The following is a 14,137-nucleotide window of genomic DNA, read 5'->3' as shown; positions in this document are numbered from 1 at the left end:
GCGGTCGACGGCAAATACCTGGTCGGCTACCTGGTGCTGCAAGGCGCCGAGGAGGATTGGCGTGAGGTCTTGAGCGCCCACCTGGCCAGCCATTTGCCGGACTACATGGTCCCGGCGCAATGGATGCTGCTGGAGCACATGCCCTTGAGCCCTAACGGCAAGCTGGACCGCAAAGCGCTGCCCAAGGTGGATGCCAACTTGCAGGCACGGCCGTACGTCGCGCCGCAGAGTGAGCTGGAGCAGCAGATTGCCGCGATCTGGGCCGAGGTACTGGAGGTGGAGCGTGTGGGCTTGCACGACAACTTCTTCGAACTGGGCGGCCATTCCCTGCTGGCCACGCAAGTGGTGGTTCGCCTGCGTGAGCAGTTGCACAGCGAATTCGACGTCAAATCGATTTTCACCACACCGACCCTGGCCGAATTCACTGCCGGCGTGGCGGCGCAACAGACAATTAATTCGCCGGTGCAGGACGCATTGGCTAAATCCTTGGAGGCCCTCAAACGTCTATCAGCAGAAGATTTGGATAAATTGATTTCCTGAGGGGCGTGGCGTGCAAGCATTAATCGAGTCGGTAGGGTCACTTTCTGCGCAACAAAAGAAAGCGTTGGCGGTCATGCTCAAGCAACAAGGCATCAACCTGTTTGAGATTGCCCCGGTTTTCAAGCGTCAGGACGGTGAGCCCCTTCGACTCTCTTATGCCCAGGAGCGGCAGTGGTTTTTGTGGCAACTGGAGCCGCAAAGCCCGGCCTACAACTTGCCGCGCGCCTTGCGGCTCAAGGGCCGGCTCGACCGTGTCGCCCTGCAACGCAGCTTCGATAGCCTGCTGGCCCGCCATGAAAGCCTGCGCACCCACCTGCATCAAGATGCCGAGCAGGTGCTGCAGGTGATCGACCCCGTGGTGCGCGTTGAAATCGCCCATGAAAACGGTGACCCCGAGCAGCTTGAAGCGCTGGTGCAAGCAGAAGTCGCCAAGCCGTTCGACCTGCAGCAAGGCCCGCTGCTACGGGTCAAGCTGCTGCAACTGGCGCCGGATGAGCATGTGCTGGTGCTGGTGCTGCACCACATCGTGTCAGACGGCTGGTCGATGCAAGTGATGGTCGATGAGCTGGTGCAGTGTTATGTGGCTTACAGCCAGGGCCAGGAGGCGCGCTTGCCGGCCTTGGCGATTCAATACCCGGACTACGCCTTGTGGCAGCGCAGTTGGATGGAAGCCGGTGAGAAAGAGCGCCAATTGGAGTACTGGCGCGAGCAACTGGGGGGCGAGCAGCCGGTATTGGAGTTGCCGCTGGACCACCCGCGCCCGGCCGTACAAAGCTATCGCGGCGCGCGACTGGACATGGGCCTGGAGGCGACGCTGGTCACCGGCCTCAAAGCGTTGGCCCAGCGTGAGGGCGTGACGCTGTTCATGCTGTTGCTGGCGTCGTTCCAGACCCTGTTGTATCGCTACAGCGGGCAGTCGGATATCCGTGTCGGCGTGCCGATCGCCAACCGCAACCGCGCGGAGACCGAACGCCTGATCGGCTTCTTCGTCAACACCCAGGTGCTCAAGGCCGATATCGACGGGCAGATGACCTTCAGCCAGTTGCTCACCCAGGTCAAGCAGCGCGCGTTGCAAGCCCAGAGCCATCAGGACCTGCCGTTCGAGCAATTGGTGGAAGCCCTGCAACCGGAGCGTAGCCTGAGCCACAACCCGCTGTTCCAGGTGATGTTCAACCACCAGACTGAAGGCCGCAGGGTACGCGGCGAGCAGCAGTTGCCCGGCCTGGCGGTGGAGGCGCTGGAGTGGGACAGCCAGAGCGCCCAGTTCGACTTGAGCCTGGACACCCAGGAATCGCCCGACGGTATTTGGGCCTCGCTGACCTACGCCACTGACCTGTTCGACGCCGCCACCGTGCAGCGCATGGCCGAGCATTGGCAGGGCCTGCTGCGTGCCGTCGTGGGGCGGGCGGGCGCGCGCATCGCGCAACTGACGATGTTGACCGAGGCCCAGCAACGCGGGCTGTTACAGGACTGGAATCACGCAGCGCCAGTGTTGCAACACAGTGCGGGTGTGCATGGGCTGTTCGCGGCGCAAGCGCTGCAACGCCCGGAGCACACGGCACTGTGCCTGGGCGGACAGTCGCTGAGCTATGCCGAATTGAACCGCCGAGCCAACCGCCTGGCCCATGCGCTGATCGCTCGAGGTGTCGGCCCCGAAAGGCTGGTCGGCGTGGCGGTGGCGCGCTCGTTCGAGATGGTGGTGAGCCTGCTGGCGGTGCTCAAGGCCGGCGGCGCCTATGTGCCGCTCGACCCGCAATACCCGCGTGAACGCCTGCTGCATATGCTTGAAGACAGCGGCGTGCGCCTGGTGCTGACCCAGGCGACTCTCGACCTGCCGCTACCCGAAGGCTTGGCGACGCTGGACCTGACGTATACGGATTTGACTCAGTACCCCGAGACGGATCCGCAGGTAGCCGTCGACCCGCAAAACCTCGCCTATGTGATCTACACCTCCGGCTCCACGGGCAAACCCAAGGGCGTGGCGATCAACCATGGGGCGTTGACCGAGTTTTCCAGCATCGCGGCGGGCTATTCGCGGTTGACCCAGGACGATCGCGTCCTGCAATTCGCCACCCTGAACTTCGACGGGTTCGTCGAGCAGCTCTACCCGGCGCTGACCCATGGCGCCACCGTGGTGTTGCGCGGCCCGGAGCTGTGGGACAGCGCGCGGTTGTACGAGGAAATCATCGCTCAAGGCATCACCCTGGCCGACTTGCCCACCGCCTACTGGAACCTGTTTTTGCTCGACTGCCTGGCGGCGGGGCCGCGCACGTATGGCGCGCTGCGCCAGATCCATATCGGCGGTGAAGCCATGCCGCTGGACGGCCCGGCGCAGTGGTTGAAGGCCGGCCTGGGCCATGTTCGATTGTTGAATACCTACGGTCCGACCGAGGCCACGGTGGTCTCGAGCGTGCTGGATTGCACGTCCAGCGAGACCATCGGCGCCACCGCCAGCCCGATTGGTCGCTCGTTGCCAGGCCGTGCCCTGTACGTGCTGGATCGCGACCTGAACCTGGCACCACTGGGCGCGGTGGGCGAGCTGTATATCGGCAGCCACTGCGGTTTGGCCCGCGCCTATCTGAACCGTGCGCTGTTGAGCGCCGAACGCTTTGTGCCGGACCCGTTCGGCGCAACCGGCGCGCGCCTGTACCGCACCGGCGATCTGGCGCGCTACCGTGCCGACGGGGTGATCGAGTACGTCGGGCGTGTCGACCATCAGGTAAAAATCCGTGGTTTCCGCATTGAGCTGGGGGAAATCGAGACGTTGCTGCTGGCCCAGCCCGGCGTGCGTGAAGCGCTGGTGTTGGCGGCCGACCATCAACTGATCGCCTACCTGGTCGCCGAGCAACAGGATGCCGAAGCGCTCAAGGCTATCTTGCGTGAGCAACTGCCGGACTACATGGTGCCGGCGCACCTGATCTTCCTCGACCGCATGCCGCTCAATCCGAACGGCAAGCTGGATCGCCAGGCACTGCCGAAACCCGACGCCAGCCAGTCGCAACACGCCTGGGTCGCGCCGGTGACGGAGCTTGAGCAACAGATCGCGGCCCTCTGGGCTGACATCCTTGGGGTCGAGCGGGTCGGGTTGGCCGACCACTTCTTTGAGCGGGGTGGCCACTCGTTGCTGGCGATGCAGGTGGTGTCGCGTCTGCGTCATGCCCTGGGGCGTGAAGTGCCGTTGAAACTGCTTTTCGAACAACCGCGTCTCGAACGCTTTGCCGCCGCCTTGCAAGCCCTGGAAGCAAGCGTTGGCGAGCCGGTTCCCGCGTTGTTGCCGGCCAGCCGCGAGCAACCACTGCCGTTGTCCTATGCCCAGGAGCGCCAGTGGTTCCTCTGGCAACTGGACCCGCACAGCGCGGCTTACCACATCCCCAGCGCCCTGCGCCTCAAGGGCGCGTTGGACCGTTCGGCGCTGCAACGTAGTTTCGATGCCCTGGTCGCTCGCCATGAGAGCTTGCGCACCTGTATCCAGGTGCTGCCAGAGGGCGCGCGCCAAGTCATTCAAGCCCAGGCCCCGGTGTCGATTGCCCTGGGTGAGGTGAGCGAGATCGATCTGCACGCGCAGGTCGCCGCCGAGATTGCCCGGCCGTTCGATCTGCAAGCCGGGCCGCTGTTGCGTGTGACCCTGCTGCGCCTGGCCGAGGACGAGCATGTCTTGGTGTTGGTGCAGCACCATATCGTCTCCGATGGCTGGTCGATGCAGGTGATGGTCGACGAGCTGGTGCAGCTGTATGCCGCCTTCAGCCAGGGCGAGATGCCGCAATTGCCGGGCATGCCGATCCAGTACGCCGACTATGCGCTGTGGCAACGCGATTGGATGGAGGCCGGCGAGAAGGCGCGTCAATTGGCGTATTGGCGCGACCTGCTGGGGGGTGAACAACCGGTGCTGGAGCTGCCGTTCGATCATCAGCGCCCGGCGCAGCAGAGCCATCGCGGCGCTCGCCTGGACGTACCGCTGCCAGCGGCCCTGGCCACCGATCTCAAGGCATTGGCCCAGGCTCACGGTGTAACGCTGTTCATGTTGCTGCTGGCCTCGTTCCAGACGTTGTTGCACCGCTACAGCGGCCAGCAGGACATCCGCGTCGGCGTGCCCATTGCCAACCGCAACCGCGTGGAAACCGAGCGCCTGATTGGCTTCTTCGTCAATACCCAGGTGCTCAAGGCCGAGATCGATGGGCAGACGACCGTTGCCCAGTTGCTGGCCCAGGTCAAACAGCGCGCGCTGGAGGCCCAGGCCCACCAGGACCTGCCGTTCGAACAACTGGTGGAAGCCTTGCAGCCGGAGCGCAGCCTGAGCCTCAACCCGCTGTTCCAAGTGATGTTCAACCACCAGGCCGAAGGGCGCCCGGGCGATACGCCGCCGGCACTCGCGCACTTGCGCATCGAAGGCTTGGCGTGGGAGCGCCGCACGGCCCACTTCGACCTCGACCTGGACGTGCAGGAAAACCGCGACGGGCTGTGGGCGTCGCTGGGTTATGCCACCGATCTGTTCAACGCCTCGACCATCGAGCGCATGGCGCGCCACTGGCAGAACCTGTTGCAGGCGATGGTCGATGATCAGGCGCAGACCCTTGGCCAATTGAACCTGCTGGACCGCGACGAGCAGCAGCACATCTTGCAGCTGTGGAACCGCACCGATTCCGGCTTCCCGGCCACGCGCCTGGTGCACGAATTGGTCGCCGACCGTGCCGCTGAAACACCGGAGGCCGTGGCGGTGAAGTTCGACGCGCAGACCCTGACTTACGGCGAGCTGGACCGCCAGGCCAACCGCCTGGCCCGCGCACTGATCGCCCGTGGTGTGGGCCCCGAAGTGCGCGTGGCGATTGCCATGCCACGCAGCGCCGAGATCATGGTGGCGTTCCTCGCGGTGCTCAAGGCGGGTGGGGTGTATGTGCCGCTGGATATCGAATACCCGCGTGATCGCCTGCTGTACATGATGCAAGACAGCCGCGCCCGGTTGCTGCTGACTCACTCGCGGGCGTTGCAGCAACTGCCGATCCCTGACGGCTTGGATACCCTGGCGATCGATCGCACCGAGGAATGGGCCGATTACAGCGACACGGCTCCAGACGTGAAGCTGCACGGCGACAACCTCGCCTACGTGATCTACACCTCCGGCTCCACCGGCCTGCCCAAGGGCGTGGCGGTGTCCCACGGCCCGCTGGTGGCACACATCATTGCCACGGGCGAGCGCTATGAAACCTCGCCGGCCGATTGCGAACTGCACTTCATGTCGTTCGCCTTCGACGGCTCCCACGAAGGCTGGATGCACCCGCTGATCAATGGCGCGAGCGTGCTGATCCGCGATGACAGCCTGTGGTTGCCCGAATACACCTACGCGCAGATGCATCGCCACCAGGTGACGATGGCCGTATTCCCGCCGGTGTACCTGCAACAGCTGGCCGAGCATGCCGAGCGCGACGGCAACCCACCGGCCGTGCGGGTGTACTGCTTCGGCGGTGACGCGGTGGCGCAAGCCAGCTACGACCTGGCCTGGCGCGCACTGAAACCGACCTACCTGTTCAATGGCTACGGCCCGACCGAAACCGTGGTCACGCCGCTGCTGTGGAAGGCCCGCAAGGGTGACCCATGCGGGGCGGTCTATGCGCCCATCGGCACACTGCTCGGCAACCGCAGCGGCTATGTGCTGGACGCGCAACTCAACCTGCAACCCATCGGCGTGGCCGGCGAGTTGTACTTGGGCGGGGAGGGTGTGGCCCGGGGTTACTTGGAACGTCCGGCCCTGACCGCCGAACGTTTCGTGCCAGACCCCTTCGGCAAACCCGGCAGCCGCGTGTACCGCAGCGGCGACCTGACCCGTGGCCGTCCGGATGGCGTGGTGGATTACCTCGGCCGCGTCGACCATCAAGTGAAGATCCGCGGCTTCCGCATCGAACTGGGTGAAATCGAAGCGCGCCTGCGAGAGCAGGACAGCGTCGGCGAAACCGTGGTCGTGGCCCAGGACGGCCCGACCGGCAAGCAACTGGTGGCCTATGTGGTGCCTGCCGATCCTGCCCTGGTCAACGCGGTGGAATTCCGTGAAGCCCTGCGCCGCGCCCTCAAGTCCCGCCTGCCGGACTACATGGTGCCGGCGCACTTCATGTTCCTCGCGCAGATGCCGCTGACTCCCAACGGCAAACTCGACCGCCGAGGCCTGCCGCTGCCCGACGTTGTCCAGGCCCAGGGGGTGTTTGTCGAGCCGGTCAGCCTTTTGCAGCAGCAGGTGGCTGCGATCTGGGCCGAGGTACTCGGCGCCGAACGGATCGGCCTGAGCGATCACTTTTTTGAACTGGGCGGGCATTCCTTGCTGGCCATGCAGGTGATCTCGCGCCTGCGCCAGTTGCTGGCGCACGAAGTTGCCCTGCGCACGTTGTTCGAACAGCCACAACTGGAAGGGTTTGTGCTGGCGCTGCAGGCGCAGGACGCCACGGTGCTGGCCCCGCCGATGCTCGCGCTCAGCCGTGAGCAGCCCCTGGCGTTGTCCTATGCCCAGGAGCGGCAGTGGTTCCTCTGGCAACTGGAGCCTGAGAGTGCGGCCTACCACGTGCCCAACGCATTGCGCCTGAGCGGGCAACTGGATCGCGCGGCCTTGCAGCGCAGCTTTGACGCCTTGCTCGCACGCCATGAAACCTTGCGCACCGTGTTTGTCACCGACGGTGAGTCCACGCGGCAGCACATCCTGCCCGTCGCCACACTGAGGCTGGATGAGGCGCGGCTGCTCGGTGCATCGCCGCAGCAGGTGCAGGCGCGGGTGGAAGCGGAAATCGCCCGGCCTTTCGATTTGTACCAGGGCCCGCTGCTGCGCGTGACACTGTTGCAACTGAGTGAACAGGAACATGTGCTGATATTGGTTCAGCACCATATCGTTTCCGATGGCTGGTCGATGCAAGTCATGGTCGATGAGCTGGTGCAACTGTACGCCGGGTTCAGCCAGGGGCGGCCGGCGCAATTACCCGCGCTGGTGCTGCAATACGCCGATTACGCCGGGTGGCAGCGCGAGTGGATGGACGCCGGCGAGAAGCAGCGCCAGATGGAGTACTGGCAGGGCCTGCTGGGCGGCGAGCAACCGGTACTGGAGTTGCCGCTGGACCACCCGCGCCCCGCGGTGCAGAGCTACCGTGGCGCGCAGCTGGAAGTCGGCCTGGATGCCGATGTGGTTGCCCGCCTCAAGGGCCTGGCGCAACGCGAAGGGGTCACGCTGTTCATGCTGTTGCTGGCGTCGTTCCAGGCCGTGTTGCATCGCTACAGCGGGCAGTCGGACATCCGTGTCGGGGTGCCGATCGCCAACCGCAACCGGGTGGAGACCGAACGCCTGATCGGCTTCTTCGTCAACACCCAGGTGCTCAAGGCCGATATCGACGGGCAGATGTCCTTTGCCCAGCTGTTGCAGCAGGTCAAGCATCGCGCCCTGCAAGCCCAGGCGCACCAGGACTTGCCGTTCGAGCAGTTGGTGGAAGCGCTGCAACCGGAGCGCAGCCTGAGCCACAACCCACTGTTCCAGGTGATGTTCAACCACCAGGCCGAGGCGCGTGTGCCGCGTGGCGAGCAGTTGCCTGGCCTGCGGGTGGAAGGGCTGGAGTGGGACAGCCACACCACGCATTTCGATCTGAGCCTGGATACCCAGGAGTCCGCCGAAGGCATATGGGCCTCGCTGACCTACGCCACCGACCTGTTCGAGGCCGCCACCGTGGCACGCCTGGCGCGGCATTGGCAGAACCTGTTGGACGCTGTGGCGCGAGATGCCCGGCAACCCATCGGCGAGTTGAGGCTGCTCGATCGCCAGGAACACGCGCGCCTGCTGCGGGATTGGAATACCCCGGCCCCGGCGTGCTCGATTCAACAGGGGGTGCAGCACCTGTTCGAGCACCAGGCGCAACGGCGTCCGGAGCACACGGCACTGTGCCTGGGCGGACAGTCGCTGAGCTATGCCGAATTGAACCGCCGAGCCAACCGCCTGGCCCATGCGCTGATCGCGCGGGGTGTCGGCCCCGAAGGGCTGGTCGGCGTGGCGGTGGCGCGCTCGTTCGAGATGGTGGTGAGCCTGCTGGCGGTGCTCAAGGCCGGCGGCGCCTATGTGCCGCTCGACCCGCAATACCCGCGTGAACGCCTGCTGCATATGCTTGAAGACAGCGGCGTGCGCCTGGTGCTGACCCAGGCGACTCTCGACCTGCCGCTACCCGAAGGCTTGGCGACGCTGGACCTGACGCATACGGATTTGACCCCGTACCCCGAGACGGATCCGCGGGTAGCCGTCGACCCGCAAAACCTCGCCTATGTGATCTACACCTCCGGCTCCACCGGCAAACCCAAGGGCGTGGCGATCAACCATGGGGCGCTGACCGAGTTTTCCAGCATCGCGGCGGGCTATTCGCGGTTGACCCAGGACGATCGCGTCCTGCAATTTGCCACCCTGAACTTCGACGGATTCGTCGAGCAGCTCTATCCGGCGCTGACCCACGGCGCCACCGTGGTGCTGCGCGGTCCAGAGCTGTGGGACAGCGCGCGGCTGTACGAGGAAATCATCGCTCAAGGCATCACCCTGGCCGACTTGCCCACCGCCTACTGGAACCTGTTTTTGCTCGACTGCCTGGCGGCGGGGCCGCGCACATATGGCGCGCTGCGCCAGATCCATATCGGCGGTGAAGCCATGCCGCTGGACGGCCCGGCACAGTGGTTGAAGGCCGGCCTGGGCCATGTTCGATTGTTGAATACCTACGGCCCGACCGAGGCCACGGTGGTCTCGAGCGTGCTGGATTGCACGTCCAGCGAGACCATCGGCGCCACCGCCAGCCCGATTGGTCGCTCGTTGCCAGGCCGTGCCCTGTACGTGCTGGATCGCGACCTGAACCTGGCACCACTGGGCGCGGTGGGCGAGCTGTACATCGGCAGCCACTGCGGTTTGGCCCGCGCCTATCTGAACCGTGCGCTGTTGAGCGCCGAACGCTTTGTGCCGGACCCGTTCGGCGCAACCGGCGAGCGCCTGTACCGCACCGGCGACCTGGCGCGCTACCGTGCCGACGGGGTGATCGAGTACGTCGGGCGTGTCGACCATCAGGTGAAAATCCGTGGTTTCCGCATTGAGCTGGGGGAAATCGAAACGTTGCTGCTGGCCCAGCCCGGCGTGCGTGAAGCGCTGGTGTTGGCGGCCGACCATCAACTGATTGCCTACCTGGTCGCCGAGCAACAGGATGCCGAAGCGCTCAAGGCCACCTTGCGTGAGCAACTACCGGACTACATGGTGCCGGCGCACCTGATCTTCCTCGACCGCATGCCGCTCAATCCGAACGGCAAGCTGGATCGCCAGGCGCTGCCGAAACCCGACGCCAGCCAGTCGCAACACGCCTGGGTCGCGCCGGTGACGGAGCTTGAGCAACAGGTCGCGGCCCTCTGGGCTGACATCCTCGGTGTCGAGCGGGTCGGGCTGGATGATCACTTCTTTGAGCGAGGCGGCCACTCGTTGCTGGCGATGCAAGTCATCTCCCGCCTGCGCAATGTGTTGGGCCGAGAGGTTGCGCTCAGAAGCCTGTTCGAACACCCACGGCTGCAGGGGTTTGTCGCAGCGCTGTCGACCGAAAGCGGCATGCCATTGGCGCCACCCCTGGTCGCAGTGGAGCGAGGGCTGCCCTTGCCGTTGTCCTATGCCCAGGAACGCCAGTGGTTCCTCTGGCAGTTGGACCCGCACAGCGCGGCCTACCATGTGCCGAGCGCGTTGCGCCTCAAAGGCCGCCTGGATCCCGTGGCGCTACAGCGCAGTTTTGACGCCCTGGTTGCGCGTCACGAAAGCCTGCGCACCCACCTGAAACCGGACGACGGGCGTGTGGTGCAGGTGATTGGCGCGCCGGCCAGTGTTGAGATCGCCCAGGTCGATGTGGATGCGTCGGCCCTGCGCAGCCAGGTGGAGGCTTACATTGCGCAGCCTTTCGACCTGACCCAGGGCCCGCTGATGCGGGTGTGGCTGCTGCGTGTGGCTGCTGACGACCACGTGCTGGTGCTGGTACAGCATCACATCATCTCCGATGGGGGATCGATGCAGGTGATGGTCGACGAGCTGGTGCAGTTGTATGCCGCCTTCAGCCAGGGCGAGGAGCCGCAATTGCCGGCCCTGCCGATCCAGTACGCCGACTATGCGGTGTGGCAGCGCCAGTGGATGGAAGCCGGCGAGAAGGCGCGCCAGCTGGCTTACTGGCGAGACCTGCTGGGGGGTGAACAACCGGTGTTGGAATTGCCGCTGGATCACGCCCGCCCGAGCCAGCAAAGCCATCGCGGCGCGAGCCTGGACATCCACGTACCGGCGGCACGGGTCACCGCGTTGCGCGCGCTGGCCCAGCGTGAGGACGTGACATTGTTCATGCTCCTGCTCGCCTCATTCCAGGCGTTGTTGCACCGCTACAGCGGCCAGCGGGACATCCGCGTCGGCGTGCCCATCGCCAACCGCAACCGCGTGGAAACCGAGCGCCTGATTGGCTTTTTCGTCAATACCCAGGTCCTCAAGGCCGATATCGACGGGCAGCAGACGGTTGCCCAGTTACTGGCCCAGGTCAAACAGCGCGCACTCGATGCCCAGGCCCACCAGGACCTGCCGTTCGAGCAGTTGGTGGAGGCGTTGCAGCCGGAACGCAACCTGAGCTTCAACCCGTTGTTCCAGGTGCTGTTCAATCATCAAACCCAAGCCAGTGGCCACGACCAGGCTGAGCCGTTGCCCGGCCTGCAGGTCAGCGGCCTGGCGTGGGACAGCCACACGGCCCAGTTCGACTTGAGCCTCAATACCCATGAGTCGGCCGAGGGGCTTGCCGCCTCGTTCACCTACGCCACGGACCTGTTCGAGCCGGCCACCCTGGCACGCATGGCCGGCCATTGGCTGAATCTGCTCGACGGCATGACCCAGGACACCCGGCAGCGTATCGGCCAGTTACCGTTGCTGGATGACCAGGAACAGCAAGCAGTGATCCACGACTGGAACGCTACCGCTCGCGATTACCCGTTGCAGCGTTGCGTGCATCAGTTGATTGAAGAACAGGTCGCGCGCACGCCGGATGCGCCGGCCCTGGTGTTTGGCCAGCAGCGTCTGAGCTACGCGCAACTGAACCGCCGCGCCAACCGCCTGGCCCATCGTTTGCTCGCGGCTGGCGTCGGGCCGGACGTGCTGGTGGGCCTGGCGCTGGAGCGTTCCATCGAAATGGTGGTCGGCCTGCTGGCGGTGCTCAAGGCCGGTGGCGCCTATGTGCCGCTGGACCCCGAGTATCCACGTGAGCGCCTGGCGTACATGCTTGAAGACAGCGGGGTGAAGTTGCTGCTGACTCAAGCGCACCTGCTGCAACAGCTCCCCATACCCCAGGGCCTGGATCATCTGGTGCTGGGTGAGTCGTGGTTCGAAGGCTACAGCGATAGCAACCCAGGTATCATCCTGGACGGCGAAAACCTGGCCTATGTGATCTACACCTCCGGCTCCACCGGCCAGCCCAAAGGCGCGGGCAACCGGCATTCGGCCCTGACCAACCGCCTGCAATGGATGCAGGAAGCCTATGGCCTCGGTGCCAGCGACACGGTGCTGCAAAAGACCCCGTTCAGCTTTGACGTGTCGGTGTGGGAGTTCTTCTGGCCGCTGATGAGCGGTGCGCGCCTGGTGGTTGCAGCGCCGGGGGATCATCGCGACCCGGCCCGGTTGATCAGTGTGATCGCCGCCGAGCAGGTCACTACAGTGCACTTCGTGCCCTCGATGTTGCAGGCGTTCCTCCAGGATGCGGCGGTGGCCCGTTGCCAAAGCCTGCAGCGGATTGTGTGCAGCGGCGAGGCGCTACCGGTCGACGCCCAGCAGCAAGTCTTTGCCAAACTGCCGCAAGCCGGCCTCTACAACCTGTATGGCCCAACCGAAGCCGCCATCGACGTGACCCACTGGACCTGCGTCGACGAGGGGCACGACACGGTGCCGATCGGCGAACCGATTGCCAACCTGCGCACCCATGTGCTGGATGCCGACCTGTCACCCGTGCCGGTCGGAGTTGCCGGTGAGCTGTACCTGGGCGGCGCAGGCTTGGCGCGTAGTTATCATCGGCGTCCGGGCTTGACCGCCGAGCGCTTCGTGCCTTGCCCGTTCCACCCTGGGGCGCGGCTGTACCGCAGCGGCGACCGGGTACGCCAGCGTGCCGACGGCGTCATCGAATACCTGGGCCGCCTCGATCACCAGGTCAAGCTGCGCGGCTTGCGCATCGAGCTGGGTGAAATCGAAGCGCGCCTGCTGGAACACCCGGCTGTGCGTGAAGCGAGCGTGCAGGTGGTTGATGGCAAGCAACTGGTGGCTTATGTGGTGCTGCAACCGAACGGTGACGATTGGCGCGAGCGCTTGAGCACCCACCTGGCCAGCCACCTGCCGGACTATATGGTCCCGGCGCAATGGGTAGTGCTGGAGCACATGCCGCTGAGCCCCAACGGCAAACTGGACCGCAAGGCGCTGCCCAAGCCCGAGGCCGCTGGCCGCGAGTACGTTGCGCCGCAGACTGAGGCCGAACAACAGATTGCCGCGGCATGGGCGCAGGTGCTGCAAGTCGAACGTGTCGGGTTGCATGACAACTTCTTCGAGCTGGGCGGTCATTCGCTGTTGGTGCTGATGCTCAAGGACCGCATTCATCAGGTGTGCGGTGTCGCGCTGGGCGTCAACCAGTTGATGCTGCACCCGACGGTCGCGGCTCAGGCGCGTTGCCTCGAGGGCGAGGGCGAGCGCTCGTTGATCGTCCGGCTCAATAGCCAGGCCCAGGGCACGCCGCTGTACCTGTTCCACCCAAGTTTTGGCTCGGTGCATTGCTACAAGGCCATTGCCCTGGCGTTGCGTGAGCAGCGTCCGGTGTTGGGCGTGATGTGCCGGGCACTGGTGGACGAAAGCGTTGAAGTGCCGACCTGGGCGCAGATGGTCGAGGACTACACCCAGCAATTGTTGAGCGCACAGCCCCACGGCGCTTACCGCCTGGCCGGCTGGTCCCTGGGCGGCAACCTGGCCATGGAGGTGGCTTACCGCCTGGAACAGGCGGGCCGCGTGGTGGAATCAGTGGGCTGGATCGATGCGCCGCCCCCGGCCCGCTTTACTGCGTTCTGGCAGCAGGGGGCGCAGTTGGATCAGCGGGTGACGTCTGCGGCCGAGCGGCGCGTGGAGTTGCTGGCGGTGATGTTCCCGGCGTACGCCGAGCAGATCCACGCGGTGTGGCAGGCGACGTGCGGCAGCCAGGATGAGCAATGGCAGCAGGTGTCCGATTGGGCTGAGCGGACCCTGGGCGATAGCTTCCGCGTGCTCAAGGATGAGTTGCAGTCGGGCGGCGAAACCGAGCGCTCCTGGGCGCTCAAGCAGGTGCTGGATGAGCGCCTGCAAGACACCGATTACCGCGCCATCCGGGCGCCGGTCAATTGCTGGTGGGCGGCCCTGAGCGAGGGCGGTATCCACCAGGCGTTGATCGAGACCGGTATGCGCGAGGTGATTGGCCAGGCGGGTATCCGGCGTTCGGTGGTGATCGATACGACTCACCACCGGATCGTGGATAACGCTGAGTTCATCAGCAGCTTTGTGGCAGCGATGGAGTAAGCGGTTGCTGTAAAGGGCGCCCCTGGCCAG

The 14,137-nt window shown here is 65.1% G+C and carries 2 protein-coding genes; both read left to right on the top strand.

What is annotated here, in order from left to right; translation table 11 throughout:
* Positions 1-540: phosphopantetheine-binding protein (locus AC1Q6I_RS22375; protein ID WP_492618405.1), on the top strand; the 540-nt coding region annotated here is incomplete at its 5' end.
* A 10-nt stretch (positions 541-550) separates the two neighbouring features.
* A complete protein-coding gene (locus AC1Q6I_RS22370; RefSeq protein WP_492618404.1) occupies positions 551-14,107 on the top strand; it encodes a non-ribosomal peptide synthase/polyketide synthase in 13,557 nt (4,518 codons plus the stop codon).
* Positions 14,108-14,137 lie beyond the last annotated feature (30 nt).

Source organism: Pseudomonas sp. MPR-R2A5 (assembly GCF_058793055.1).
This window is presented reverse-complemented; position numbering and strand designations above follow the sequence as displayed.